Origin of the sequence: Paraflavitalea speifideaquila (assembly GCF_032395985.1) — a bacterium.
GTDB lineage: Bacteria > Bacteroidota > Bacteroidia > Chitinophagales > Chitinophagaceae > Paraflavitalea > Paraflavitalea speifideaquila.
The window spans coordinates 6,014,378-6,041,322 of sequence record NZ_CP135920.1 but is presented as its reverse complement, the minus strand read 5'-3'; the positions used below and the strand labels follow the sequence as shown (position 1 = coordinate 6,041,322).

Here is a 26,945-nt window from a genome sequence, read left to right as displayed (position 1 = left end):
TAATTAATATACCTTCACATTTAACCAGCAAAAAGACTTCTATATGAGAAACATGCTATTGATTTTACTAAGTCTCATTTTAGTATTGGTTATTACCGTCGTGATAAAAACAGCGATTTACCCTTTTACCAAAACTCCCACGGCAGCTGAAGCCTTTCGAGCGCCTGTCGATGAATCAGCAGTCCGTAGACTATCAGGTGGCATTAAAATTCCAACTATATCCACAGGCGAAAGCGGCGTTTTCAATTACGCTCCGTTCGATAGCCTGAAAACGTACCTTCAGGCTAATTATCCGCTTGTTTATAAAAATTGTGTTTACGAGGAAGTAAACAATTACGGCCTGGTTTTTCGCTGGAAAGGAAAAGATTCATCTAAACAACCCATTTTATTTCTCTCTCACCAGGATGTCGTTCCACCCGGAACAGCTCCTGTAAAAGACAGTAGTACCAATATTTTTAACCTTGATGCTAAATCCATACCACCAATCGACACAATTTCGGAAGCATGGGATTACGGACCTTTCTCGGGCGCCGTTATAAACGGCCGCATCTATGGGAGGGGTTCACTAGATATGAAAAGCATGTTATTTGGCTTGCTAGAAGCGATGACCAAAGTCATGCAGGAGGGCTTTCAACCTTCGCGTGATATTTATCTTGCTTTCGGTTTCGACGAAGAAGTTGGCGGACGAATGGGCGCGGTGAATATCGCCAGCTATTTTAAAAACAAAGGGCTGCATTTTGATGCGGTTTACGATGAAGGCGGTATCATCGCTACCAGCGGGACGATAAGCGGAATGAACAATGATGTTGCATTGATTGGCTGCGCGGAGAAAGGTTTTTTGTCAGCACGGATAACCGTGAAAGGATTGGGCGGGCATTCTTCTACGCCACCATTGCAAAGCGCGATCGGGAAAGCCGCAATCATTATGCAACGTCTTGAACAAAGTCAGATGAAACCGGAGATTATTCCACTGATCAACAATTTTTTCACCAATGTGGGTGGTTCGATGAGTTATACGAACAAAATGGCCATTGCCAATCAATGGTTGTTGAGATCAATCCTTTCAAAACAACTGACAAAAATAATTCGACAAATGCATTGATCAGAACTACCACAGCATTGACAATGATGAAAGGAAGCGATGGCACTAACGTGCTGTCGCCTGCGGTTTACTTTGTTGTAAATTTCAGAATATTGCCCGGCAATACCGTGGCAGAAGTACGGCAACATATAAAAAAGGCGTGTGAGGGATTCGATGTCAGCGTTGAAGATATCGACAATACTCGGGAGGCGTCACAGGTATCCCCTACCAATACCAGGGCTTACTCCATGATCACAAAAGCTGTACATCAGCTATATCCCGGTGCCATTGTTACGCCTTATTTAACTGTTGGAGGAACGGATGCCTACAAATATGAAATCGTGAGTGACCATGTTTATCGCTTTACCCCTTTCGCCATTAATAAGTTCGAACAACAGACAATTCACAGTACAAACGAATACATCAGTATCGATAATTTCAGCAGGATGATTGCGTTTTTCGAAATAATGATTAAGCACTACGATGATGCCAGTTGAATGAGTTTTTAATGCCAGTTATGAAATTTAAACGACACAAGCCCTACAACTTCCTGCGGTAATAGAATTGGATCATCTCTATTGTCAGTTTTTGGATTAGCCCTTCCAGCTTCATTACACACCCTTTGTAGTATTGTTCCATAGGTTTTCGATTTTATCAATTAAAACATTTCTTGTCTCATAACTTTTTATTCATTTATCAGTTCTTCAATTTGCTCCACGAATTTATTCGATTCGTAATTGGCCAATCCTGTATGATGGAGCCTGATTTTTCCGTATTTATCCAATATGACGGTAGTAGGCAATGAACCGGAGTAAATCTCTCCGGGAACGTTGCCATTTGACTGATACATAGGGATTGAAAACTTCTCTTTATTCAGATAGGCTTTGCCTGTAGCGGGGTCGCTGTCCTCGTTGATGGTCAGAAAGAATATATCAGGATTGTTTTTGAACTTGGAATAAAGTGCTTCGATAGAGGGAAACTCTGCCCGACAAGGCGGACACCACGATGCCCAAAAGTTGATGAATGCAACCTTACCTTTTAATGAGCTTAACGATACGCTTTTCCCCGTCTTTATCCTTAAATATAATATCATAACCGGTATGTTCCGGTAATAATGCCCTATCTTCCATTACGGCAGTTTGGGTGGGTTGCTTTTTCTCCACTTTATTATTTTTCCCGTTGTTACAGGCAGCAAAACAGAAGCCTGCCACCGTCAATAAAATGTATGTGAGCGTCACTCTTTTATTCAATTTTATTTTCATAATTTTTTATGCTTTGCTACTTTATCTTGCCCTCTTTGATTTCTTCCGAAGGCTTTACAATAATTTTATCCTGTGGCGCAAGGTTACCAAACACTTCTGTCAGCGTATCTAAGCGAACGCCCTCACTTACAGCTATACGTTTTATTTCATTGCCGTTCAAGGTAAGTACATAAGTTCCCGACTGCGTATTTAAAACGCTCTTGCTTTGAACCCAATAAGTATAATTTTTACGCTGTAATTTCAACTTTACCTGTGTATAGTCGCCGCCCTGCAATTCGCCCGATGGGTTGCTCACGTCAAATTCCAATGTGAGGGAGCGGTCTTGCTGGTCGAGCAAACCCGATGTTCGGGAAAGAACGGCATCAAATGTTCTGCCCGGCTGTGGGCTTACGGTAAACGTAGCAGGCATGCCCTGCTTTACCGAAGAAGCGTGTTTTTCGGGCAGGGATAAGGTCAGGCGGAGCTTATTGCTCTGCGCCATCATAAATATGGGTGTATTGCTTCCTGTTCCTGCCAATGCTCCAACAGAAACATTCCTTCGGGTAATCACGGCATCAAACAGCGCTGTAATGCGGAGATACTGCTGTAACTGTGAAGAATGCGCCGTACCTGCTTTGAAGCATCGTAAGCGGATTTGGCACTTTCCTAGCACTTTTAGCCCTGTCCAGTTCAATATCCGCTACCGCTCCGGTAGTTTTGGAAGCAGTTACCAATCGGTCATACGCCTGTTTTGCATACAGGTAATCGCTATATACCTTTTGCTCGGTGGATTTATCGGAAAGGTACTGCTGCTGCATTTGGGGGCTTCCAGTACCGCCAAAAGCTGACCTTTACGAACCCGGTCGCCTCTGTCCACATACATCCGCTTTACAAATCCTGTAACCATGGCATCACCACATGGTCTTGGTTATGATGGCGCTGCACTTCCTGCTGAGTGAAAAATAGTATTCAAAAATGAATATCCTCTATTGAGCGCTTACGATATCAGGGATATTATATTAAGGACTTATGCCATTAAAGCTAAATCTCCGCTGGATGTACTCGAACAAATTAAAAAAAGGCATGACCAGAGAAAGCTGGAAAAGGCAGCCAAAGACTCACCTTAACTTGTCAAAGTAGAAATAACTACCCTGTATTTTTGGGTCGTCGCCAGTCAAGACCCGACAGTAGCATTTGCAGATCATAAGCACTCAGTTGTACTGAACCATTATCATCTATCAGAGTCACGTTGAAGCGACCTTTTGTGTAGTCTTCCGTAAAATAAGGTATAGCCATCTTGTTCTGCCAGTAATAGTTTAACATGCGTACACCACTTATTAAGGAAGATAAAGATATCCTTATCACTTATTGTCTTGCCCAATTCATTACGAACGATACCACACAAGCCATCAAATGACTTCTGCATATTGATAAAACTGGAATATAAAAAATTGCTGTGATGATCAGTTAGTAGTGCAATAGCGCTCATGATACAAGGGCTTTAAGATAATCCGCCGCAACGGGCTGTTAAATCTTGATACCCTTCGCTTCTGCGAACAATGGCGGTGATGTTTCTTTTGCACGGGAGCCGTAATGGCAATAAAACCACTTGTCGCTGCTTTTTTATTAGGTGCTTTGGGGAATGGCAACGACTTCGATAATAATAAAATACAGCTCTGTTGAAACCATGCTTACTGCAGAACTCCTTTACTGTTTGATCAGGAGTTTTTTCATACTCCGCCAGCAACTGTAGATATTGATCCCTGGTGAGTCTAGATGCCCTGGATCTTTTTTTCTTTTCTATTTGGGCTGGTGTATTATTAGCATTTACCTCTTTCGTTATTCTCTCTCTTTTGTTTTGAAACCTTACAGCGTTTTACTACAGGCGGGTGGAGTATTGATAATATTAAGTGACTATTTGAGATTATATCCAGTCTTGTTTTATGCTACGGATATTCCTTAAAGAAGTGGACGATTTGAAAAGAATTCTGTTTAGATAAAAGTTCTGGTGCCCGAAAAGTTATCCCTGAATTCCTTAGGGTGATTCCTTTCTTCCTTTTGAAGACCCGGTTAAAATTGGAGATATTATTAAACCCCACTTTGTAGGCAATTTCAGCAATCGTATTTGTTGTGTCTATTAATAAACGGGAGGCATGACCAATCCTTATTTCATTCAAACAATCGATAAAAGTAAATCCGGTTCGCTTTTTAATGAAACGGCTAAAGGAAACATCCTTCATATTGGTTATTGCGGATACCTGGGCGAGGGAAATTGGATCGCTGTAATTTGCATGCATAAAAGCAAATGCTTTTTCGAGCCTTCGGCTCTTGTAGTTAAATTGCTCGTCAGAGACGCTGGTATCAGACAGGGTCAGATAATTACGGGATGTAGAAAGATCGTGCAAAATTGACATCAGCTCCAGCACAGAATCAAATCCCTGTTTTTATTGAGATGCAACAGCCGGTCTTTTATATTTTCTGTTGTTTCTACAGAGAATAAAATACCATTTTGTGCACGTTTGAACATGTTTCGGATAAAACTCAGCTGGTTCCTATGGAGCGTTTTCTCTTCAAAAAATCCCGGTGAAATTGTATGGTGACTTCCGTAATTTCCCTGGTTTTGCATTCATGTGTAAACCAGGCATGGCTCAGGTTCGGACCAATCAGTACAAGCTCAAAGGCCTCTAATATACCTACATGATCGCCGACAATACGCTTGGCGCCTTTTGCATGTAAGATCAGGTTCAACTCATATTCTTCGTGATAGTGGAGCGGAAAATCGAACTGCTTTTTCTTCCGGGAAAAATGGTAAAACAATCACTTTGTGTGAGTGGTGTAATTTCCCGTACAATGTTATTATTCATAGCGGGAGCGATTAAAAAGTACTACTTTTTTAACCGAAGTTAAGATATTGATTCACACAATAAATAGTTTCTGCGAAAACGTTTTCGGCGCAGATTCGTATCACTTGTTGGCAAAAAGTATTAATAAGGGAAAGAGCGCCTTGTTACTTTTGAAAAGTATATTGTCGAGTATTTTTTGTTTAAAAACCGAACATCCATTGCGTTTTCTGCGGAACGATAAACCGGTTCAATGCAGAAAAACGAAGAAAGCCGGACTGCTATGCATCTAACGCCCATTGACTTTGCCATTCTCCTGACTTATCTGGCCACAACGATTTTCATCGGGCTATGGCTCCGCAAGAAAGCACGGAAAAATAAAGAGAGCTATTTACTGGGAGGTAAATCGCTGTCCTGGTATAAACTGGGACTCAGTGATGCCTCCGATATGTTCGACATCAGCGGGACCATGTGGATGGTGAGTCTGTGTTTTGTATACGGCATGAAGAGTATTTGGATACCCTGGCTTTGGCCTGTTTTTAATCAGATATTCCTGATGATGTTTTTATCCAAATGGCTCCGCCGTTCCAATGCTGCTACGGGAGCAGAATGGCTGAAAACACGTTTCGGGACTAACGGTAAAGGCATTACGGGCTCTCACAGCATTATAGTCGCCTTTGCTATATTAAGCTGCCTGGGGTTTTTGGCCTATGGCTTTATTGGCCTGGGCAAATTCATCGAAATATTTATACCATGGCAGGTGCTGAATGAATATTTACCCTTCGACCTTCCCAAAGTGTATGTGCCCCATTTCTATGGTATCGTTTTTACGCTCTTTGCCATGTTCTATTCTATTCTTGGTGGACTGCACAGCATCGTGCTTGGCGATATCATCAAGTATTGTATAATGATTGTTGCCTCTGTTTCCATTGCTGTGATAGCGGCATTGCACCTCCACCGAAGCCAATCGGGAATCGCCGTTCCGGACGGCTGGTTAAATCCTTTTTCAACTGGCATCTGGGATTGAACTGGGATCCTATTTTTAAGGATGCCGGAAAGAAAATTTCCGAGGATGGATTTGGTGTTTTTGGTTTCTTCTTTATGATGATGCTGTTTAAAGGTGTTTTTGCAAGTCTTGCCGGGCCGGCGCCCAACTACGACATGCAAAAAATACTGTCTACACGTTCGCCAAAGGAAGCCTCCAAAATGACTGGGTTTGTGTCGCTGATCTTGCTTCCGGTCCGCTATGCAATGATTATCGGCATCACTGTACTGGCACTGTTGTATTATCATCAAATGGATGTCCAGGGGCCGGAAGGCACTGATTTTGAAAAATATTACCCGGTGCGATCAATAGTTTTTTGCCGGCAGGGATATTGGGGCTTGTTCTGACGGGCTTGTTAGGAGCGTTTATGGGAACTTTTTCCGGGACCCTGAACGCTGCACAGGCGTATATTGTCAATGATATTTATCTAAAATACGTTAATCCTACTGCTGGTACCCGAAGGATAATGAACATGAACTACCTCGTAGGCGTATTGGTGGTTGTGGTTGGGGTCTTACTTGGATGCTGGGTAAAAGATGTCAATAGCGTGCTGCAATGGATTGTTGGAGCGCTGTATGGCAGTTACATCGCGGCCAATATGCTTAAATGGTATTGGTGGCGTTTCAATGCCAATGGCTTTTTCTGGGGTATGATCTGCGGTGTGATAGCGGCACTCATTTTTCCTTATTTATTCGACGGGCTTGCGCTGTACTATTGGCCCCTGCTATTTTTGATTTCATTGCTTGCCTGCCTTATCGGAACTTACTTTGCTCCTCCCACCGACCCTGAAACATTGGAGTCTTTTTATAAAACAGTGCGCCCGTGGGGATTTTGGGGGCCTGTGCATGAAAAGGTACTACTGAAAGATCCCGCATTTCAACCCAATAACCGGATGAAACTCGATGCATTTAACGTGATTTTGGGTATGCTCGCGCAATGCTGTCTCACTCTTTTACCCATGTACCTTGTTTTATGGATGAAATTGCCGCTTCTCATTATTATCGCAATATTGATTGTTATCATATTCATACTGAAACGGACCTGGTGGAATAAGCTGGAAGATTAAATCTAATACTATGTCATTTAAAGAAAGATTGTCTGAACTGAATCGCTATTACCGGTTATTGAAAGAACAGAAAAATGAAGCACTGTTTTGTAAGAATGGCTTTTTAGCCGGTATAAAAATCCTGTATTGACGGCAGCCCATATACCCATCGACTGGCGTTATGATTTGGATGAAGCATCTAACCCGTATTTGATGGAACGTAACGCGTTTAACGCCGTCTTCAATCCTGGTGCCATCAAATGGAAAGGGAAGTATCTGCTGATGGCAAGGGTAGAGGGAGCCGACCGTAAATCATTTTTCGCTATTGCTGAAAGTGCAAATGGTATTGACGGGTTCACTTTTTGGGATTATCCGGTGGTGATGCCTGAAACAAAGCAGCCGGACACAAATGTATATGATATGCGTTTGACAGCACATGAAGATGGATGGATATACGGCTTGTTTTGTACGGAGCGGCGTGATCCTTCCGCGCTGCAGAGCGACCAATCAGCGGCACTTGCCCAGTGTGGCATTGCGCGCACCCGGAATCTGATAGATTGGGAACGATTACCTGATTTAAAAACAACTTCGGCGCAGCAGAGAAATGTTGTGCTGCATCCTGAGTTCGTGAATGGACAATATGCATTTTATACCCGTCCGCAGGATGGCTTTATTGATGCAGGCAGTGGCGGCGGCATAGGTTTTGGATTATCCGCGGCCATTAGTCCCGCAGTAATAGAAAAAGAATCCATCATTGACGGCAAAAGTTATCATACCGTTTACGAAACCAAGAATGGCCAGGGACCAGCGCCATTAAAAACGCCTTATGGCTGGCTACACCTGGCGCATGGTGTACGTAATACGGCGGCAGGGCTCCGCTATGTCCTGTACATGTTTATGACAGACTTGCACGATCTCACCAGGGTCACTTATAAACCCGCTGGTTATTTTCTTGCCCCGGAAGGAGAGGAACGCATAGGTGATGTGTCTAATGTTGTTTTTTGTAACGGCTGGATAGAAGATCAGGGACGCGTATTTATTTATTATGCATCCTCTGATACACGTGTTCATGTGGCGACCTCATCGATGGAAAAGCTGCTGGATTACGTGATGCATACTCCGCAGGATGAGTTGCGCTCAGGGCTACCGCAGATCGTACCTGCTCACTTATTAATAAAAATAAACTTTTGCGGGAGAGCATATTAGTATGATAACAAGGGATGAGTGCGAAAAAGAGTTGAACGATATCCTGGACTTTTGGGCACATACTGCCTATAATGAAACAAGCGGAACGTTTTACGGCAGGATAACGAACAACAACCAGCAAGATGCGACTGCGCCGCTGGGGGTGGTGCTTTATGCGCGCTTGTTGTGGACTTTCTCGTCAGCGTATCTGCATACCAGCAATCCCCTGCATAAACAGCGTGCTGATGCGGCATATACTTTGCTGCACCGGCATTTTTACGACAAGGAACACGAAGGCTTTTACTGGTCCGTAACAGCGACAGGCGAACCTCTTGATACACAAAAAAGATATATGCGCTTGCTTTCGTGCTGTATGGGTTATGCGCTTATTATACAACTTCCCCGGACAGTAAGGTATTGGAGGAAGCCAGATCATTATTCCATCTGATAGAACAGAGGAGCTATGACACTAAAAATGGTGGTTACCTGGATGCTTTCCTGCGTAACTGGCAACCGGGGAAGATCTGCGGCTAAGCGCCAAAGATGAAAATGAGCAAAAGACCATGAATACGCATCTGCATGTTCTGGAGGCTTACACAAGCCTGTACCGTATATGGCAGGATGCTCTGCTCGCAAAAAGAATAAAAGAGCTGATCCATCTTTTGAATTACATATTGTTCATTCCGGGACACATCACCTGGTGCTTTTTTGACGAATACTGGAACCGCAAATCGGATATTATTTCCTATGGCCATGATATTGAAGCTTCCTGGTTGCTGATGGAAGCGGCACATGTATTGGGTGATAACGCGCTGCTTTCTGCTACGAAACAACTGTCCATCCAAATAGCCACAGCAGCATTGACGGGAATGGATAAAACGGGTGGGCTTGTTTACGAATATCATCCCGGCCGGCAGTCCCCGACCGAGACAAACATTGGTGGGTACAGGCAGAAGGCATTGTTGGCTTCCTCAATGCCTGGCAACTAACCGGTGATAGTGTTTTCTTGCAGGCTGCCAGCGGGCTGTGGGATTTTGTGCGCAATCATTTACGGGATAAAAGATATGGAGAATGGTATTGGGGTGTTCACGAGGATTTGTCAGTGATGCAGGGGGAGGATAAAGCCGGTTTCTGGAAATGCCCGTATCATAACAGCCGGTGTTGCCTGGAAGCCGTGACAAGAATGGCATTCGTATGATCTGGATTGTTGGTGTGTGCATCATTATTACAGGATCGTACCTATTCATATTATGTGTGGCTAAAAAGTATTACTATTCAATATAACGACAGAACTAAATTTGAACAATCCCTTTTACTAAAACGACTACTATGTTTGCCATAACCATCTCCCTGCCTTTAGGCTACCCGTGCAAATGGGTTTTGCCAGTATACAAATACACCCAACTTACTACTAAGTTTCTATTGTTCTTTTCCGGACAATATCTTAAAATCGCCTAACAAATTACCATATGAATTTCCTTAGATCCTTTTGCTATATTTCACTTGTATGGGTGATGTTGTTCGCCTTCAAGGCAACTGTTTGTGCTCAACAATCCAAAAAAGTAACCGGGAAAGTGCTTTCCGATAAAGGCGCACCGTTGCCAGGTACTGTTATTGTTGTAAAAGGGGTAATGGAGCAGCAACCCTTGCTGATTCCACAGGCAACTTTGCTATTACCCTAACATCTCCCAATGCATTCCTGTTGTTTTCCCATGTAGGTTATGACAGCCTGGAAGTAGCCGTTAATAACCGCAGTTCGGTAAATGTAATATTGAAGCCGCGCAACCTGGAACTGGAAGATGTGGTGGTGATTGGTTATGCACAGGTAAAAAGAAAGATCTGACCGGTTCAGTTGGCTCTGTCAGGGTCGAAGATCTTCAGAAAGCGCCCGTGCGGTCATTTGAAGAAGCCCTTGCCGGCAGAGTGGCGGGCGTGCAGGTCTCGGCCAATGACGGTCAGCCCGGTTCGGCTTACAATATCGTTATTCGTGGTAACAACTCTGTAACACAGGACAATTCCCCCTTGTATGTAGTGGATGGGTTCCCAATTGAAAATCCCAATAACAATGTGATCAGTCCGGAAGATATTGAATCCATCGATGTATTAAAGGATGCTTCTGCAACGGCTATTTACGGCGCCCGCGGTGCAAACGGGGTCATCATCATTACTACAAAACGTGGGAAGGGCAAAACCTCTGTTTCTTTCAACAGTAATGTTGGTATGAATGAAGCGATAAAAAAGTAAAATTGCTAAGTCCCTATGAGTTTGTCAGGTACCAACTGGAATATTATCCAACTTCTGCTCAGGCATCTTATTTGTCAGACAGTACAACACTCGATGACTATAAAAACGTGCAGGGTATTGACTGGCAGGATTTGATCCTGCAAAAGGTGTTTTTCAAAATTACAATCTTGCTACAAGAGGATCTACTCCCAATAGCAATTACTCCATCTCCCTGAATGCAACAGACCAGGATGGGATCATTATTAATTCAGGCTTTAAACGTTACAGTGGTCGCGTAGTGGTGGATCAGAAGATCAACCCAAAATTGAAGGTCGGCGTCAATACGAACTATACCTATACCAAATCTTATGGCAACGTCATGGCCTCTTATGGTGGTGCTACGCCGTATGCATCTGTACTTGGCAGCGCATGGGTATACAGACCCATCACCGGTTCACCCAAAGGCGCCGGGTTTGAACAGAATAATGAGGACCTGGTTGATAACAGTTTTGACCCGGACATTAACCCTTCCAGTGATTACCGGTATAATCCCGCTATCAATACGCAGAATCTATTGAATGACCGTTTTTCCAGCACCATTAATGCCAATGGATATGCACAATATGAAATCATAAACGGACTGACAGCAAAAGTGACCGCCGGTGTCAGTAACGCAAACAATAAAACCAATATCTTCTATAACAGCAACACCTACGGTGGAGATCGCAGGAGCATAGGCGGCTTAAACGGCCCTAACGGAAGTGTTTTAAATGCTCAGGTGTTCAGTTATCTCAACGAAAATACGCTTACTTATAACAGGGTTTTTAACAAAGCACATCAACTCAATGTGCTGGCAGGTATTACTTTCCAGGGACTCAAGACAAATGCCAACGGATTCAGTGCCGGATCATTGCCCAATGAAGAACTGGGGATAGAAGGTTTGGATGAAGGGGTAGCAACGACTACTGTTTCCAACAAAAGCACCAATACACTCATGTCTTACCTGGGGCGGGTAACCTATAATTATAGATCTACCTATTACTTGACGGCTTCTTTCAGAGCAGACGGCAGTTCTAAATTTTCCCCGCAAAACCATTGGGGCTATTTCCCGTCAGGTGGCGTTTCCTGGCGATTCTTTAATACGCCCTTGTTTAGAAAACAGGACTTTATCACAGATGGAAAGTTGCGCCTGACCTACGGTGTCATCGGGAATAACCGGATCAGTGACTTTGCAACACTTCCGACCATTGCCCTACCGGCAACGAGCGGGTATAGTTTCGGCAATGCGATCTCTCCCGGCGCATCCTATTCCGCGCTGGGTAATAAAGACCTTAAATGGGAAAGCACTTCACAACTGGACATAGGGGTAGACCTTGATATCCTGAAAAAGAATATCACTAACCGTTGATTATTACAAAAAGGTGACTTCCGATCTGCTATTGAATGCTTCTTTGCCTGGTTCCACAGGATATGCTTCAGCCTTTGCTAACATAGGTAAAGTACAGAATACAGGCTGGGAGTTTACGATAAACACGATCAATGTCGCTAACAAGCAATTTAACTGGGAGAGCAGCTTTAATATTTCTTTTAATAAAAATAAAGTAGTTGCACTGACTGATAACCAGGAAGCGATGCTGAGTTTCGTAAGCTGGTCCACCAACAGTTACAGTTCGTTGCCCTCTTTTATCGCCAAGATTGGTCAGCCCATCAGTATGTTTTACGGCTATGTATTTGATGGTGTGTATCAGGTAAACGATTTTAATAAAAACTCTGCAGGGGGCTATGTGCTAAAAGATAATATCCCCGGCAACACCGGCCCGCGTGCTTCTGTGCAGCCCGGCAATGTCAAGTTTAAGGATATTAATGGAGATGGTACTGTCGATGCAAAGGACCAGACTATTATAGGAAACCCCAATCCGAAATTTATTGGCGGCTTCTCAATAATTTCCGATACAAAGGATTTGACTTAAATATTTTCTTTCAATGGTCCTATGGGAATGATATTGAAAACGCCAACCGGTATGTGTTCGAAGGGGGCGTTGGCAGCAATAAAAACCAGTTTGCCTCATTTGCAGGCAGATGGACATTCGACAATCAAAGCTCCGGTATTCCCAATAATAACGGCCCGGCAGTTTATTCTTCAAGAGTAATTGAAGATGGCTCTTACCTCAGGTTAAAAACTGTTCAACTGGGCTATACTTTACCGGCAAAATCGCTTGGTAAGGCAGGAATAAAAAGCCTTCGTCTGTATGTTTCGGGGCAAAACCTGGTAACCTGGACAAAATATACAGGCCCTGATCCGGAAGTTTCCATTTTCAGTACAGCTCTTAAAACCGGATTTGATTATTCTGCTTATCCCAAAGCACGGACCCTGACAGCAGGGGTCGATATTACTTTCTAACGATTAAATTGACCTTTTATGAACCGACATACCCGTTTTGTTATCGCAATGCTATCTCTCATTCTCATAACCTTTACGTCCTGTAAAAAATACCTGGAAGGTGCGCCTTCTGATTTTTAACGCCCTCCGAGTATTATAAAACGGAGGGGCAACTTAATAATGCCCTTACGGGGATTTATGACATTATCGGGAGGCAGGGTACCTATCAGAATTATTACTGGTCTTTCCTGAGCTCGGTCAGTGATGTGGAGTATTACCGTGTCTCTTCTCCGGGTGCCACCAATCCTTTACTGTTCAATCAGCTTCCTTCAGATCCTTATATAACGTCCTGCTGGAACACGCTGTACGATGGTATTAACCGCGCCAATGCCTTACTGGGCGCAATCGATAATTCACCGGTAGATACCACTATTAAAAAGCCCATCAAAGCGCAGGCGCAATTCCTCCGGGGATATTATTACTTTTTGCTGGTATCTAATTGGGGTGAAGTGCCGTTGCGTTTAAGAGCTTCAAAAGTACAGCAGATGCCAACTGGCCCAAATCATCCATTAAAGACATCTACACACAAGTATTAACCGACATGACAGTCGCCGAGGCTGCATTACCGACTCCCTTACAGGTGGGGACTGCCGCAGGTATTCGTGTTACCAATACGGTGGCCGAAGGGATCCTGGCAAGAGTATGCCTGACAATGGCAGGAGAGCCTTTAAAAGATGCATCCAAATATGCAGATGCAAAGATGTGGGCAGCCAAAGTGATCAACTCCGGATTTCATTCACTTAACCCGGATTACCGGCAGGTCTTTATCAATCACTGCGCGGATGTTATTGAACCCAAAGAATGCCTTTGGGAAGCCGAGTTTTACCGCACGCCCAGCAACGGGTCGGAATGGGGAACTAATGGCGCTACCAACAGCATCAACTTCAGGAATATCGACTACGGCCTGTCCTATGGGCAATATGCATTAACCAAGAAATACTGGGATTTGGTCAACCTGACACCCAATGACCTGAGACGAGACTGGAATATGGCGCCATTCGCCCTGTCAGGAGCGCAGACTGGTACGACCGGTATTATCAAGACCGCCATTGGCACAACTACAGCTAATATCTGGAGCCGCTATGAAGGTAAATGGCGGAGGGAGTTTGAGACCTATACACCCAAAGCCTCCGGTGCTACCAGTATAAACTGGCCTATCTTACGCTATGCCGATGTGTTGTTGATGTATGCTGAAGCAGAGAACGAGCTCAACGGGGCTACTGCAGACGCCTATAATGCTATCAATCTGGTGCGGGAAAGGGCGCAGGGAAAAGGTTACCGGATTACAGGGTTTACCATCACCAATGCCGGCTCTGGCTATACCAGTGCGCCTGCAATCACTGTCCCCTCTCCGACGCAGGGCAATGGAGCTACCGCTACAGCAACCATATCCGGAGGAAAAATAATTGCTGTCACGATCAATAATATTGGAGGAAACGGTGCTTTTTATACTTCAGCGCCAACCATAACGCTGACCGGCGGTAACGGTATTGGTGCCGTTATAGCGGCTACATTGGAGTCCATTGTTCCCACGAGCGCAGATTTAATAGCCGGATTGAGCCAGGAGGCTTTCCGTCAGGCAGTACGTGATGAACGCGCTGTGGAACTGGCAGGAGAGGCTTTGCGAAAACATGATTTGATCCGTTGGGGAACACTCGTGTCTTCCATGAAGGCATTGTCGGCATATATACGCGCAGATGCAGGCGTGATATCCGGGTTTCAATATGTGGCGATTCCCGGGGATAATGTCAGTTCAAGAGATATCTTTTGCCGATACCGACGACAGAGCTGACGCTTAACAAAGCACTTAATGGACAGAATAATCCAGGATATTAATAAAGCATAAGCATTCAAACTGATTTTATGAAACGATACTTGCTGATACTATTTGTAGCCTTCTTTTTCACTGCCTGCCGCAAAGACGGCGTTAACAGACCAGACTTCGATGTGTCTGTGGAGAACCTGACCTTCCATGTTGGGGATACTGTTATGTTTACCTTCAGCGGCAACCCGGATTTTCTTACTTTTTATCCAGGTATTGCCGGATATAGATATGATTTCAAAGACCGGGTAAAAGCTGCCGGTAAACCCATACTGACATTTACTTCATATGCGCAGAAAATAGGGACCCAACAGCCTTCCCTGCAGTTACTGGCATCCACAGATCTTAATGGCAATTATACTCCTGCCGGCATTGCGGCTGCTACCTGGACCAATCTTACAAACAGGGCAGTGTTCTCATCGGGAACAGATAATACTCCGTCTGGTGATATAGATCTTTCGGATATTGGTAATGTCGATAAAAATATATACCTGGCTTTCAAGAAACATGATGATAGCAGCTCGACCCTGAAACCCTGGGCCTGGACAATCAGGAGTTTTAATATTAATCTGACCACTACAGAAGACAGTCAGGTCTATCCTGTTACGACCTTGTCTGCCAGCGGCTGGTTGGCCATCGATGTTCGTAACCCTGTATATAAATGGACTGTATCCGGCACAGCGTTGACCATTGATGGTGGTACGATCGATACTCCTGAAAATGAAGACTGGGTGATAACCAATCCGCTAAACCTGTACGCAGTGAAACGTGATGTCGGCATATCTTTAAAAACATTGATACAAGGATATCTTCCTATACGTATGTGTATACAACGCCCGGAACCTATTCGGCAACATTTGTGGCCGGCAATCAGAATGCCAAAGACAGGGATGAAGTGGTTAAGCATTTTAGCGTCGTTGTACAATAAGATTGTGAATGACAGGCGAAGACAATGGCAGTGATTTATACGACAAACAACAATAAGGTGAAAAGTATGACAAAAGGTTGTCAGCACGCAGGATGCAGCCTGTTCATTGTTCTCTTACTTCTATTTATTAGTAGCAACCCCTTGATTGCGCAGGTACGGCCTGCGCAATCAAATATTGATACGTTGTGCAGTCGCCTCACACGCCCGTATCAATATGTAAAAGCGGATGTTACTGGAATTCTGTCAGGCATACTGGAAAATGGCAGTTGGCCGGATATCAATTATGAAGATACGGTACAACCCTCCTTCCGCGAGCATGTAACACGGATGAAGAACATGGCCATTGCTTATAGCAACACGGGCAATCCTTTGTATCATTCAGCCGGGTTGCTCATGCATTTGAAAAGCGCGTTCGGATTTTTCTATAATAAAAAATGGAAGTCTGCCAACTGGTGGTATACAGAAATTGGTATGCCTAATGATTATATGGTAGCGCTTTTACTTTTAAAACCTGTATTGCAAAAGAACCCTTATTGCGCTATGCTACTTTTCTCAAAGATGCTACCGGCAATCCATCACATCAGGGAATGAATCGTTTGTGGGTCTCACGCATAACAATATTCAAGGGATGCATTGAAGATGATTATCCGTTGATCGAACGCGGGTTTTTGTCAGCAGCTTCTACGCTCGTCATAGCTGAACCGCAAGGCAGCGAGGGGATTAAGAACGATTGGAGTTTTCACCAGCACCGGGCACAGCTCTATTCAGGAGGCTACGGATTGTCCTTTGCCGGCGATATGGCTGACCTTATATGGTTAAGCGAGGGAACGGTGTTCGCTAACCTATTTAATAATGAACAGCGGGATATTTTTTTAGCCTGCTGCTGAAAGGACATCAACGGCTGGGCTATCGTGATGCGGTAGATTTTGGTACGGTAGGCAGGAATATTACGCGGCCGGATGGAACAAGAAATATCGATAAAGGTACACTGGGGAAATTAGTGGCTGTTGACAAAGATCACGGGGCGGATTCACGCAATGGCTACGCCACCTGGATGGTGGAAATTATCCCGATCAGTATCAGGGAAATCATTTTTCTGGCGATCTGCTATCATGATCCAACATGGACCTGACTGGTATCTATCCGCCAAAATGATATCTGCGCGGACTACCGGAACCGAAATGTTAAATGATGAGAACCTGCAGGGTTATAACCTCCCACTCGGTGCCACCAATATCATGACTACTGGAAAAGAATACAGCAATATTTTCCCCGTGTGGGACTGGAGCCGTGTGCCGGGAGTGACCGCTGTCAGAAACCCTTCTGCCAATAAACTCTCCTGGTACCTGTTTGGCTCGAACGAGTTTGCAGGCGGGGCAAGTGATGGCAAAAATGGGGTAATGGCCTATGAACATCTGTATAATGGCGTGACGGCTCAGAAAGCTTATTTCTTTTTAAACGGCTACCTTGTTTGTCTGGGGGCCGGCATCGAAGCGATGAAAACGCAGGAGATCATAACCTCTATTGATCAGTCCAATGCCAATGGCAAGGTAGAAGCAGGTTATTTGTCAGGAAAGACTTTCGCATTGTTGGGCAGTGATGTCTTGTCCTTTGATACAACTGCTGCTATCTGGGTCTATCATAACCGCACCGGATATTTTTGCCCAATGGCGGCAAAGGAGTAGTGCAGCAACGGGATCAGACAGGTTCCTGGGGAAATATCAATAATTCGGCGAAGTCTATTGCTGTAAGCAAAAATGTATTCAGCTTTTGGCTAAGCCACGGTGAGCAACCTGTCCATGCCACTTATGCATACCAGGTCGTACCCGGCAAGGCGTTGCCGGAATTTCAAAAAGATGATCGCCCGCCCTGATTTCAGTATCATAAGCAACACAAAAGATGTGCAGGCTATCAGGACCGACAGCGTTAAGGCAGCAGTGTTTTATGAGCCGGGAAGTGTCGATTTTGGCGATGGGTGGGAGGTCAGCGTTGACAGAAAGGGCATTGTTTTACTGACCGTCAGAAATGGCCGTTGCTCCATTACTGTTGCCGACCCCATGTATAACCAGCAAAAGATAACAGTTTCCGTGAACAGGACGATAAAATGGCCATCCGTTGCTGTGAAAAACGGAGTGAGTTATATAACGATCGATTTACCTCAGGGCGCAATGCAGGGCAGTAGTGTGAAACTGGACTGCGCATATTAAGAGTGTCACCTCTTTTTAACGATAAAAAAGCCATATGAAAAAGTATTATTTCATTGCCCTGGTGGCAACCGTTTGCGCATGCAATCAGGTCACCGCACAAATAAAACTGTCGCTGAATAAACCGACCATGGATTCGACTACTGAAAATAGCAGTTATCCGCCCTCCAATGCCGTGGATAGTGATACGACGACCAAATGGTCCTCGTCCTATTCCTATAAGCAGTGGTTGTATGTGGATTTACAGGCAACCTGTGATATCAAAAAAGTGACTATCCAGTGGGCTGACGGTTGCTATGCAACAGTATTTGACATTTTCTTCTCCCTTGATGCCGCCAACTGGACATTGGCAAAAACTTTCCCTTCCAATACCAATGGTACTTTCCTGAGTATTGATGGATTATCTGGCCAGGCCCGTTATGTAAAATTCTTAGGGAGGGGAAGAGCTAACACATTAAAAGGTTACCGTATCTCGGATTTTTCTGTATATGGTTATTTACCGGCTACAACAGCTCAGCAAACTGAGATCAATACATTGACCACCCGTTTGCTGACACGCTACGCAAAAAAAGGTGTCACGACTTCAGAAGTTAGCGGTTATTTCAATACAATACTGACAGACGGCAGGTGGTCTGATCTTTCCTATACAACCGGCGGCAACTGGTTGCAACATCCGGACCGGCTGCAGAAAATGGCGCTTGCCTACAACAAGCCTGGAAACCTGTATTATCACGATACGGCAATGCTCAATAAAGTCGCAAAAGGACTCAGTTATTTGCGCCGTAAACATCCAGGCTCCGGCAATTGGTATGATACGACGGTTGCTGCACCGGAAGGCTATATGACGGCGCTTATCATCGTGAAAAATGATCTTAACCCCGATTCCGCACAGCTCTATTCAACCTATTTACTGGATGCTACAGATAACTACGCCCACCAGGGGATGAACCGTGCCTGGGTATCCGGCATTACGATACACAAAGGTTGTATAGAGAAACGCTACTGGCTGGTTGATAAAGGATATTCTTCGATGTCTGACTGCCTCAATATTGTCACAGGTACGGATAAGGAAGGGGTCATGGCAGATGGCAGTTTCCATCAGCATCACGATCAGCTTTATACAGGTGGTTATGGAAAAACGATGCTGGAATACCTGGCTTATTATCTTAGGCATAGCGACAGCCTTTCCGTCAATACTTATTTCACGCAGGCAAAGCGACAGACGCTCACTGATCTGTTTTTAGGCGGCCTGCAGTTATTGTCCTATGGAAAAAATGTTGACTTCGGCAGTGCGGGCAGAGAGGTTTCCAGGAACAATTCAACATCCATGCTTATAAGCACACCAATGATGGATACGATGGCCCTTAATGATACTGCCAACGCCACGGCGTACCTAAACTGGCGGGACCATATCAACGGGGTGGGCGACTTCCCGTCTGCCTTTGCAGGTACAAAATATTTCTGGAAGTCTGCGATACTGACGTCCCATAATACCGGCTTTTACATGTCAGCTAAAATTATTTCCTCCCGTACTTACGGAACGGAAGGCATCGGAGGGAAAATGCCAAAGGTTATAATCTACCGCTGGGTGCGACAAATATCATGCGGACAGGCAATGAATACAAAATGAAGGTCAGTGGTGTTTATAAAGGCATCTTCCCTATCTGGCAGTGGTGCCGCATTCCAGGCACAACGGCCGAACTGAATGAAGCGGCGACTACATTAACCAATTACCTGGAAGGGACCAATGATTTCGGTGGCGGTTTATCACACTATGACGATGGTATCATTGCTTACGAGCATGACTATAACAGCGTTCAGGCTAAAAAGGCTTACATCTTTATGAATAACCAGATGATTTGCCTTGGGGCCGGAATCTATGCGACCAAATCCAACGAAATCATTACCTCTGTTGATCAGGCGCGTTCCAGTAGTGCCATTTCCTATAATAATGGAGCTACAACCCAAACCTTTGCCGCAGACTCTTTGACGGCCAATACCTTTACGTGGGTGCATCACAATAATATCGGTTATATTTTTCCACAAGGCGGACTGGTCACCTTACTCAATAAAGTTCAATCCGGTAGTTGGTCTGATATAAATAGCGGAGGTAGTACCAGTGTTTTATCCGACACTGTTTTCAGCACTTACTTCAGGCACAGTTCAACGCCTTCGAACAGGCACTACTACTATATTGTTACACCTGATGTGCCGCTATCCTCCATGGATTCCCTGTATAATAACAACAACTATGCGTTCCCCAGGAATGAGGCCGATATACAAGCCGTAAGATATGATGGTGCCAACAAAAATATGCAGTGGTATTCTACTCTCCGGGAAGTATTGACATGGGAGATGGAATGACGATCACCTCGGCTAATAAAGCCATCGTTTTCATTAAAGAATACGCAACAAGCTACCGGGTTTCCATAGCTGATCCATTGTATAATCAGAGCAGCATATCCATTACCATCAATCAGCAGCTTACCGGATCTGGAGCCAGCTATGCCGGAGGTGTTACTACCATCACTTTTACGATGCCTCCCGGAGATGCGGCGGGCAGCACTGCTACGTCATTTTATACCAAAGTTTCTTCCGGAGCAAGGATAGCATTGAATGCTGCATTAAATAAAGACAGAGTGGTAGATATTTCATGGACACCTGCGGACAGTAGCCGGTATTACCGGTTGAAAATACAGGAGCGCAATGGCCGGGCAGTATATTCTGCCGTCAGGAAAGTGTATACAGATAATGATGCTGCGATAAAAGTATATCCTAATCCCGCGCAGGATTTTGTAGAACTGCGGGGTGAGGCCATACCCGCCGGGAATACGTTTGTCAGGCTGCTTGACGGGCAGGGAAGATTGATAAAAACAGTGAATACTTCACAACGCCCGGTACATATTCAGACAAACGGACTGAATGCCGGAAAATATTATCTGCAGCTGGGGGGGATAAGACTGGTAGAAAGGTGAGTTACTCATTCCTTATTGTTCGTTAATGAATGATTATGTACGGGGAATGAAAAGGAAGCAATGCGAAATAAAAGGATGGACCCGAATTTATAGAAATACAAAAGTGAGAATATACAGATATGCTACGGTTATTGAAATTGCCCCGTTTTAAATCCATCAGGCAGGCACTGCTGCTGTTAATGTTCGCAGGCCTGCAAACACTGCCCTTAGTGGCGCAGCGCACGCTTATGAAAAGAGATACGGTCCTTTCCCTGATGAACAAGGTTTGCCGCTGGCAGATCAATGAATGGGGAGAGGGCCGCATCATCAAACTGCCCAAAACACAATGGGAAAATGCGGTTTTATACACCGGCATAGTGGCATTGCAGGACATAGCGCATAGCAATGACTATGACCGGTTCCTGTATCAGGTGGGAGAAGAATGCAATTGGAACACGGGCCCGGTAAGATTATTTGCTGACGATTACTGTATAGGACAACTGTACACAACGATGTACAAGTGGCATAAACAACCAAAAATGATCGCCTCCTGGCGCCTCCTGGCAGACACCATCGTGGATCGTTATTTTAATGAACCGCTGGAAGTTGTACCTGGCATCAATCATCGTGAATGGGCCTGGTGCGACGCCTTGTACATGGGGCCTGCTTCGCTGGCCTCTCTTTCAATGGTAACGGGCGATAGCAGGTATTTGCGTAAGGCGGATACACTCTGGTGGAAGACCTCGGCTTATCTCTATAGCAACAGCGATAGTTTGTTCTACCGGGACAGCCGTTTTTTTACGCGCCGGGAAGTAAACGGACAAAAGGTCTTCTGGTCCAGGGGCAACGCCTGGGTGCTGGCGGGGCTTGCAAGGACCATGGATAATATGCCTGCATCTTTTGCAAACCGCAAAAATATATCCGGCAGTTTAAGGAAATGGCAGCGAAAATAGTTGCTCTTCAGCAGCCGGACAGCAGTTGGCATGCTTCATTGTATGATCCTGTAACGTTCAGTACAAAGGAATCAAGCGGAACGGCACTGTTTTGTTACGGGATGGCATGGGGTATCAATCACGGTATTTTGTCAAAGAAAAAATACCTGCCTGTTGTTGAAAAGGCCTGGGGGCTCTTGTGACCTCCCTGCATCCTGATGGCAAACTGGGCTATGTCCAAAATGTAGGCGACAAACCGGTAGCAGCTACCTATGAAAGCACCAATGTGTATGGAGTAGGCGGTTTTTACTGGCGGGTAGTGAAATCTATAAAATGAAGCTGCGATGATAAAGAAAGGGTCAATTCTATTCTTTTTGGTGGGACTGCAGTTATTGTTATGTGCGCCCGTATCTGGTCAAACCTGGAATATTGCAGACTTCGGAGCTATCGGCGATGGGAAACATGTCAATACAGGAGCGATCCAGCGAGCCATTGACTCCTGCACACTTAAAGGAGGGACCATTCTTGTTCCAAAGGGGATCTTTCTTTCAGGAACATTGTATCTGCGTTCAGGTATTACACTCCATGTTTCGGAAGGCGCGACCTTGAAGGGCAGCCCCATTTTAATGATTATCCCGTAAATAAGGTTCGGTATGAAAATGCGTTTACACATGCGCCAAACGGCACGCTGATTACTTCAGGGCATTTCTGTTTGCTGAAAATGAGCATCATATTACCCTTACAGGGAAAGGTACCATAGATGGAAGCGGTGATGCCACTGATTTTAACCTGGGTAATGACAGCGATGATCCAAAAAGTAAGCTCCGGCCTTGCATGTTACTGTTCATAAATTGTAAAAATATCAACGTATATGATCTTCATTTGACCAATTCGGCTTATTGGTTGCAAAATTATATCGGCTGCGATACACTGCATTTACGCGGTCTTTCGGTATATAACCATACCAATTACAATCAGGATGGTATTGACATCGATGCGCGGAATGTACTGGTCGAAAACTGCCGGATAGATGTTGATGATGATGGTATCTGTTTCAAAAGCCATGAACGGAAAAATATCGTGGAAAACATCATTGTACGAAACTGTACGATCGCTTCCAATTGCAATGCCATAAAATTTGGTACAGTGTCAATGGGCGGGTTTAAAAATGTTCGCATCAGCAATTGCCGTATCCATAAAGCCTCTGCTGACCATATCCGGCACTGGCAGCAAAACCTTGAGTTTATTGAACAACCGGTAACCGTACTGTCTGGTATAGCCCTGGAATCAGTAGATGGTGCTGTAATAGACCAGGTACATATCGAAGATATAGAGATGAAAGATGTGCAGACACCTGTTTTTATCGTACTTGGAAATAAAAGCAGGCGACCTGCCGGAGATACCACTTACCGGCAGGGCAAGATAAGTAATATTCACATCAGCAATGTAAGAGCCGAAAGCCACAGCAAAATGGCCAGTTCTGTAACGGGATTTCCCGGGGCATATATAGAGAACGTGCAACTGGAGAATATCCGCATTAGTGGTATGGGTATGGGGACGTTGGCCGAAGCAAATGCATTTTTCCCGGAGAATGAAAAAGCGTACCCGGAAAACAGAATGTATGGTGTGGTATATCCTGCAAGCGGGTTTTACCTGCGTCACGTAAAAAGATCTCGCTTTCAAATGTCAGCCTCGACCTAAGAAAAAGTGATGCAAGACCTGCGATCGTTCTCAATGATGTGTCCGGGGCCAGTGTCCATAAACTCAGGGCAGCCATTCCGGCAGAAGGGAGCGCTCTGATGCGGATCATCGATAGCCGTTCGATAACGATCACAAACCCGTCGATTGGAAAAAGCAAGCCGAAGCTGGTCGAATTAATCCGGACAGACGAAGAGGATTTGTCTCTGGAAGGGACCAGGCGTTATCCAGAATGGCTGCATAAAGCGGATAACGTAAATACGGTGACAGATACGGCCTTTTACATTTTTCTGCTTGCCGGCCAGTCGAATATGGCAGGCCGCGGTAAGACAGATGACAGCAGTAAAGTGGTAAATGCAAATATCTTCATGCTCAACAGTCATAATGAATGGGTGCCTGCGGTTGATCCCGTGCATTATGATAAACCTTTGCCGGCGTAGGCCCCGGGATTGCCTTTGCAAAAGCCATGATAAAAGACAGGCCCTGGATTAAAATTGGGCTTGTGCCCTCAGCCGTGGGTGGTTCGGCCATAAGGTATTGGCAGCCGGATTCATTGTATATCGGTCTTCACCCGTTTGATGATGCTATCAGACGAACAAAAGCTGCGATGAAAGATGGCGTGCTGAAAGGAGTACTCTGGCACCAGGGAGAAGCAGATAATTCACCTGAGGGAGCTGCGCTTTATATGAAACAGCTATCCATTTTAATTGAGCGTTTTCGAAAAGAATTTAGGACGCCTGCATTGCCCGTTGTGGCAGGAGAGCTTGGTTATTTTCATAAGCCTTATATTAACGGCGTATTAAAAAACTTACCTGCCATAATACCGAATACAGGTATAGTTGCTGCCGCCGGGTTGACCGCCAATCCCGACGGAATACATTTTACTACCGGATCAGCCAGAGAATTGGGAAGAAGATATGCGAAAAGTATGCTGCTGCTGCTCGACACGACAACAAAGCCATGAATAATTGAATTTAAGATAAAGGAATATTTTATACGAGATGAATTTGAACTACAAAAGACAATCAGTGGCCATGCTGCTAAGCTCCCTGGTTGCTTCAATGACCGCAATGAGCCAATTAAAACTACCGGCCTTCTTTGGTAATGGTATGGTGCTGCAGCGAGACCAGCCGGTTGCTGTTTGGGGCCAGGCAGCGCCTGAGAGAGACATAGAGATTTCTTTCGACGGCTCGGTTGCGCGCGTAAAATCTGACGCAGAAGGAAAGTGGAAAGTAAACCTTCCATCGCATAAGGCGGGAAGATCTTACACTCTTACCGTAAAAGATGGACGGCAAGTGGTTTCTTTTAAAGATGTTTTGGTCGGAGATGTTTGGTTGGCTTCAGGTCAGTCCAACATGGAGTTTAAGATGAAACAGGCAAAGGACAAATATCCTGCTGAGATCGCTGGTGCCAATAATCCTGAGATTCGTCAGTTCATCGTAAAAACAGGCTATCAGTTTAATGGCCCTGCCGGGGACGTGGGACGTGCGGAATGGAAGGCCGTGACGCCTGAAACGATCAATGATTTCACTGCTGTAGGGTATTTTTTTGCAAAAGAACTATATAGAAAATATGGTGTACCGGTTGGCATTATCCTCTCCAGTGTCGGAGGAACACCTGCGGAAGCGTGGATGAGTGAAGAGGGGCTAGCCACCTTTCCCCACTATGAGCAGGAGGTGGCTGCCTGGAAAGATTCTATAAAACTCCAACAGACGATTGCAGCGGAGGCAAAGACCCAACGGGAGTGGTACGGTTATCTAAAGCAGCAGGATAGCGGATTGGCGTATTCCTCTATACCGTGGTACAGTGAACAGTACCAGTCTTCGGATTGGAAATTATTTAAGCTGCCCGGATTTTGGGAAGAACAGGGTATGCCTGAAACAGATGGCGTGGTATGGTTCCGTAAAGAGATTGATCTTTCCCCAGAGCAGGCAGGAAAACAGGCAGTGTTAAATCTGGGATTTATTTCTGATGAAGATACAACCTACGTAAATGGAATAAAGGCAGGAGCGGTCAGCAGTCGTTTTGCAGGCAGAAAATATATCCTTCCCGACGGGCTGCTCAAAGCTGGGCGGAATGTAATTGTGATCCGGGTCATCAATAAGTGGAACCGGGGCGGTTTCATGCCCGGTAAAGAATACGATCTGAAAACCGGCGATAACGTGTTAAGCCTTGAGGGAGATTGGCTATACAAACCGGGCGTGCTTGCCCGCAATCCTTTGCCTGCGGCTACGGCGTTTCAGAATAAGCCAGCAGGCCTGTACAATGGAATGATTGCGCCGCTGATCCCGTATGCTGTCAAAGGCGTGATCTGGTATCAGGGGAGGCCAACACGCCGAAGGCTAAAGAATACAGGGCACTTTTTCCTGCACTGGTCCGGGACTGGAGAAGCAAGTGGCAGCAGGAAAAGCTTCCTTTCCTGTTTGTCCAACTGGCTAATTATTTTCCGGCAAAAAAGAACCGGGCGAGAGTGAGTGGGCTGAACTACGTGAGGCGCAATTGATGACGTTGCAGGTTCCTCACACAGGTATGGCGATAATCAGTGATATTGGAGAATGGAATGATGTACATCCGCTTAATAAAGAAGATGTCGGTAAACGTCTGTACCTGGCAGCTGAAAAGGTGGTCTACGGAGTGAAAGATCTTGTTTATTCCGGACCGTTGTATAAATCCATGAAACGGAAGGGGAATAAAGTAGTGCTTACTTTTACAAATGCGGGAAGTGGTTTAATGGCTAAGAATGACTCCGTGTTGCACACATTTGCAATCGCCGGAATAGATAATAAATTTGTTTGGGCAAATGCGCAAATAACAGGAAAAAATGAAGTTACGGTATGGAGTGATAAAGTAATAGTTCCTGTCGCAGTTCGCTATGCATGGGCTGATAACCCGGAAGGCGCTAATCTGTATAACAAAGAAGGATTGCCTGCTTCCGGTTTTAGAACAGATTTAACTAAAATAAAGTAAGCGTAGTGGATTCAAAGATAAAATCGGGTCTTAACTGCGTGCCCGATCAAATTGACCATGTCATGCCGAAGCAAATTGACCCCCGATTTTGCTGGCGAAGATTTTCAGTTTATGTATGATGGGGCGATTCAAAACTGAGTTGCTTTTTTTTTTTCAACAGGAGAGTATAAAATACTTTGTGTAAATAGTTAAAGTAACGGTATTAGAGTCGGCATCTGTGTTCAAAGATAGTTAAGAACTGGTGAAGAATAAGACCCCAGTTTCAGATTGTGACTCTTTCTGATTCCTTCAGAAGAGGGCATACACTTATTATAATTCCAATCAGCCGTAGTCGGAATCT

Annotated in this window: 36 protein-coding genes and 2 pseudogenes; 32 read left to right on the top strand and 6 right to left on the bottom strand. The window is 44.9% G+C overall.

Annotated elements, in window-relative coordinates:
- The first annotated feature begins 43 nt into the window (after window positions 1-43).
- Window positions 44-1,102, top strand: a complete 1,059-nt coding sequence (locus RS881_RS41495; protein ID WP_315816156.1) for a M20/M25/M40 family metallo-hydrolase — start codon at window positions 44-46, stop codon at window positions 1,100-1,102.
- Window positions 1,099-1,578 (top strand): peptidase dimerization domain-containing protein, encoded by a 480-nt coding sequence (locus RS881_RS41490; protein WP_315816155.1) that lies wholly within the window; start codon window positions 1,099-1,101, stop codon window positions 1,576-1,578. Before RS881_RS41495 ends, RS881_RS41490 begins: the two co-directional genes overlap by 4 nt.
- Window positions 1,579-1,766: 188 nt before the next feature.
- Here the strand turns inward: RS881_RS41490 and RS881_RS60655 are convergent, their stop codons facing one another.
- The 6 genes from RS881_RS60655 to RS881_RS41465 all read right to left on the bottom strand — a co-directional run bounded on the left by RS881_RS60655 (window position 1,767) and on the right by RS881_RS41465 (window position 5,139).
- Window positions 1,767-2,174: a TlpA family protein disulfide reductase gene (locus tag RS881_RS60655; RefSeq protein ID WP_350340001.1), complete on the bottom strand. Its 408-nt coding sequence runs from the start codon at window positions 2,172-2,174 to the stop codon at window positions 1,767-1,769.
- Window positions 2,113-2,343 (bottom strand): hypothetical protein, encoded by a 231-nt coding sequence (locus tag RS881_RS41485; RefSeq protein WP_315816154.1) that lies wholly within the window; start codon window positions 2,341-2,343, stop codon window positions 2,113-2,115. The genes RS881_RS60655 and RS881_RS41485 overlap by 62 nt, the downstream gene beginning before the upstream one ends.
- A gap of 16 nt (window positions 2,344-2,359) precedes the next feature.
- Window positions 2,360-2,995 carry an efflux RND transporter periplasmic adaptor subunit gene (locus tag RS881_RS41480; RefSeq protein WP_315816153.1) on the bottom strand — a complete coding sequence of 212 codons (636 nt, stop codon included), beginning with the start codon at window positions 2,993-2,995 and terminating at the stop codon, window positions 2,360-2,362.
- 558 nt (window positions 2,996-3,553) lie between these two features.
- On the bottom strand, window positions 3,554-3,748 hold the full coding sequence (gene tnpB / locus RS881_RS41475) for an IS66 family insertion sequence element accessory protein TnpB (RefSeq protein WP_315816152.1): 195 nt from the start codon (window positions 3,746-3,748) through the stop codon (window positions 3,554-3,556).
- 520 nt (window positions 3,749-4,268) lie between these two features.
- A complete protein-coding gene (locus RS881_RS41470) occupies window positions 4,269-4,748 on the bottom strand; it encodes a helix-turn-helix domain-containing protein (protein ID WP_315816151.1) in 480 nt (159 codons plus the stop codon).
- Between the two features lie 115 nt (window positions 4,749-4,863).
- Window positions 4,864-5,139 (bottom strand): cupin domain-containing protein, encoded by a 276-nt coding sequence (locus tag RS881_RS41465; protein WP_315816150.1) that lies wholly within the window; start codon window positions 5,137-5,139, stop codon window positions 4,864-4,866.
- Between the two features lie 276 nt (window positions 5,140-5,415).
- On the opposite strand from RS881_RS41465, the gene RS881_RS41460 reads away from it, so the two are divergent.
- The 30 genes and pseudogenes from RS881_RS41460 to RS881_RS41315 all read left to right on the top strand — a co-directional run bounded on the left by RS881_RS41460 (window position 5,416) and on the right by RS881_RS41315 (window position 26,605).
- Entirely contained in the window at window positions 5,416-6,189 is a 774-nt protein-coding gene (locus RS881_RS41460; RefSeq protein ID WP_315816149.1) for a sodium:solute symporter family transporter, read from the top strand.
- On the top strand, window positions 6,186-6,554 hold the full coding sequence (locus RS881_RS41455) for a hypothetical protein (protein WP_315816148.1): 369 nt from the start codon (window positions 6,186-6,188) through the stop codon (window positions 6,552-6,554). The genes RS881_RS41460 and RS881_RS41455 overlap by 4 nt, the downstream gene beginning before the upstream one ends.
- On the top strand, window positions 6,524-7,273 hold the full coding sequence (locus RS881_RS41450; protein ID WP_315816147.1) for a sodium:solute symporter family transporter: 750 nt from the start codon (window positions 6,524-6,526) through the stop codon (window positions 7,271-7,273). The genes RS881_RS41455 and RS881_RS41450 overlap by 31 nt, the downstream gene beginning before the upstream one ends.
- A 126-nt stretch (window positions 7,274-7,399) precedes the next feature.
- Window positions 7,400-8,458 (top strand): glycoside hydrolase family 130 protein, encoded by a 1,059-nt coding sequence (locus tag RS881_RS41445; protein WP_315816146.1) that lies wholly within the window; start codon window positions 7,400-7,402, stop codon window positions 8,456-8,458.
- A gap of 1 nt (window position 8,459) precedes the next feature.
- Window positions 8,460-8,885: an AGE family epimerase/isomerase gene (locus tag RS881_RS41440; protein ID WP_315816145.1), complete on the top strand. Its 426-nt coding sequence runs from the start codon at window positions 8,460-8,462 to the stop codon at window positions 8,883-8,885.
- A 115-nt stretch (window positions 8,886-9,000) separates the two neighbouring features.
- Window positions 9,001-9,426, top strand: coding sequence for an AGE family epimerase/isomerase (locus RS881_RS41435; RefSeq protein ID WP_315816144.1), 426 nt, complete (start codon window positions 9,001-9,003; stop codon window positions 9,424-9,426).
- Window positions 9,336-9,635 (top strand): AGE family epimerase/isomerase, encoded by a 300-nt coding sequence (locus RS881_RS60645; RefSeq protein WP_350340301.1) that lies wholly within the window; start codon window positions 9,336-9,338, stop codon window positions 9,633-9,635. Before RS881_RS41435 ends, RS881_RS60645 begins: the two co-directional genes overlap by 91 nt.
- Window positions 9,636-10,109: 474 nt before the next feature.
- Window positions 10,110-10,280, top strand: a complete 171-nt coding sequence (locus RS881_RS41430) for a hypothetical protein (protein ID WP_315824774.1) — start codon at window positions 10,110-10,112, stop codon at window positions 10,278-10,280.
- Window positions 10,208-10,681: a TonB-dependent receptor plug domain-containing protein gene (locus RS881_RS41425; RefSeq protein WP_315824773.1), complete on the top strand. Its 474-nt coding sequence runs from the start codon at window positions 10,208-10,210 to the stop codon at window positions 10,679-10,681. Before RS881_RS41430 ends, RS881_RS41425 begins: the two co-directional genes overlap by 73 nt.
- 277 nt (window positions 10,682-10,958) lie before the next feature.
- The gene (locus tag RS881_RS41420; RefSeq protein ID WP_315816143.1) at window positions 10,959-12,068 is read left to right on the top strand and encodes a SusC/RagA family TonB-linked outer membrane protein; all 1,110 of its coding nucleotides are present in this window, start codon (window positions 10,959-10,961) and stop codon (window positions 12,066-12,068) included.
- 31 nt (window positions 12,069-12,099) lie between these two features.
- Window positions 12,100-12,630, top strand: a complete 531-nt coding sequence (locus tag RS881_RS41415) for a hypothetical protein (RefSeq protein WP_315816142.1) — start codon at window positions 12,100-12,102, stop codon at window positions 12,628-12,630.
- 53 nt (window positions 12,631-12,683) lie between these two features.
- Complete coding sequence (locus RS881_RS41410; RefSeq protein WP_315816141.1) at window positions 12,684-13,061, top strand: hypothetical protein; 378 nt, start codon at window positions 12,684-12,686, stop codon at window positions 13,059-13,061.
- Window positions 13,062-13,306: 245 nt separating this feature from the next.
- Window positions 13,307-13,636 (top strand): RagB/SusD family nutrient uptake outer membrane protein, encoded by a 330-nt coding sequence (locus RS881_RS41405; protein ID WP_484557603.1) that lies wholly within the window; start codon window positions 13,307-13,309, stop codon window positions 13,634-13,636.
- A gap of 5 nt (window positions 13,637-13,641) precedes the next feature.
- On the top strand, window positions 13,642-14,892 hold the full coding sequence (locus RS881_RS41400) for a RagB/SusD family nutrient uptake outer membrane protein (RefSeq protein WP_315816140.1): 1,251 nt from the start codon (window positions 13,642-13,644) through the stop codon (window positions 14,890-14,892).
- Between the two features lie 71 nt (window positions 14,893-14,963).
- Entirely contained in the window at window positions 14,964-15,884 is a 921-nt protein-coding gene (locus RS881_RS41395) for a DUF5017 domain-containing protein (RefSeq protein ID WP_315816139.1), read from the top strand.
- A 32-nt stretch (window positions 15,885-15,916) separates the two neighbouring features.
- Window positions 15,917-16,441: a hypothetical protein gene (locus tag RS881_RS41390; protein WP_315816138.1), complete on the top strand. Its 525-nt coding sequence runs from the start codon at window positions 15,917-15,919 to the stop codon at window positions 16,439-16,441.
- Entirely contained in the window at window positions 16,384-16,737 is a 354-nt protein-coding gene (locus RS881_RS41385; protein ID WP_315816137.1) for a hypothetical protein, read from the top strand. The genes RS881_RS41390 and RS881_RS41385 overlap by 58 nt, the downstream gene beginning before the upstream one ends.
- 150 nt (window positions 16,738-16,887) lie before the next feature.
- Window positions 16,888-17,723: pseudogene (locus tag RS881_RS41380) on the top strand (polysaccharide lyase family 8 super-sandwich domain-containing protein).
- Window positions 17,707-18,057: a polysaccharide lyase beta-sandwich domain-containing protein gene (locus RS881_RS41370; protein WP_315816135.1), complete on the top strand. Its 351-nt coding sequence runs from the start codon at window positions 17,707-17,709 to the stop codon at window positions 18,055-18,057. Before RS881_RS41380 ends, RS881_RS41370 begins: the two are co-directional and overlap by 17 nt.
- A 34-nt stretch (window positions 18,058-18,091) precedes the next feature.
- Window positions 18,092-19,684, top strand: a complete 1,593-nt coding sequence (locus RS881_RS41365) for a discoidin domain-containing protein (RefSeq protein WP_315816134.1) — start codon at window positions 18,092-18,094, stop codon at window positions 19,682-19,684.
- The gene (locus RS881_RS41360) at window positions 19,657-20,418 is read left to right on the top strand and encodes a polysaccharide lyase family 8 super-sandwich domain-containing protein (protein ID WP_315816133.1); all 762 of its coding nucleotides are present in this window, start codon (window positions 19,657-19,659) and stop codon (window positions 20,416-20,418) included. Before RS881_RS41365 ends, RS881_RS41360 begins: the two co-directional genes overlap by 28 nt.
- Entirely contained in the window at window positions 20,373-21,029 is a 657-nt protein-coding gene (locus RS881_RS41355; RefSeq protein ID WP_315816132.1) for a T9SS type A sorting domain-containing protein, read from the top strand. The genes RS881_RS41360 and RS881_RS41355 overlap by 46 nt, the downstream gene beginning before the upstream one ends.
- 119 nt (window positions 21,030-21,148) lie before the next feature.
- Window positions 21,149-22,143: pseudogene (locus RS881_RS41350) on the top strand (glycoside hydrolase family 88 protein).
- Window positions 22,140-22,277: a hypothetical protein gene (locus RS881_RS41345; protein ID WP_315816130.1), complete on the top strand. Its 138-nt coding sequence runs from the start codon at window positions 22,140-22,142 to the stop codon at window positions 22,275-22,277. Before RS881_RS41350 ends, RS881_RS41345 begins: the two are co-directional and overlap by 4 nt.
- 7 nt (window positions 22,278-22,284) lie before the next feature.
- A complete protein-coding gene (locus RS881_RS41340; RefSeq protein WP_315816129.1) occupies window positions 22,285-22,581 on the top strand; it encodes a glycosyl hydrolase family 28-related protein in 297 nt (98 codons plus the stop codon).
- A 67-nt stretch (window positions 22,582-22,648) separates the two neighbouring features.
- A complete protein-coding gene (locus RS881_RS41335; protein ID WP_315824770.1) occupies window positions 22,649-23,641 on the top strand; it encodes a glycoside hydrolase family 28 protein in 993 nt (330 codons plus the stop codon).
- Window positions 23,642-23,739: 98 nt separating this feature from the next.
- Window positions 23,740-24,078, top strand: a complete 339-nt coding sequence (locus RS881_RS41330; protein WP_315816128.1) for a sialate O-acetylesterase — start codon at window positions 23,740-23,742, stop codon at window positions 24,076-24,078.
- 26 nt (window positions 24,079-24,104) lie between these two features.
- Window positions 24,105-24,602, top strand: a complete 498-nt coding sequence (locus RS881_RS41325) for a sialate O-acetylesterase (protein ID WP_315816127.1) — start codon at window positions 24,105-24,107, stop codon at window positions 24,600-24,602.
- Window positions 24,603-24,645: 43 nt separating this feature from the next.
- Window positions 24,646-26,112 (top strand): sialate O-acetylesterase, encoded by a 1,467-nt coding sequence (locus RS881_RS41320; protein ID WP_315816126.1) that lies wholly within the window; start codon window positions 24,646-24,648, stop codon window positions 26,110-26,112.
- Window positions 26,113-26,140: 28 nt separating this feature from the next.
- The gene (locus RS881_RS41315; protein ID WP_315816125.1) at window positions 26,141-26,605 is read left to right on the top strand and encodes a hypothetical protein; all 465 of its coding nucleotides are present in this window, start codon (window positions 26,141-26,143) and stop codon (window positions 26,603-26,605) included.
- Window positions 26,606-26,945 lie beyond the last annotated feature (340 nt).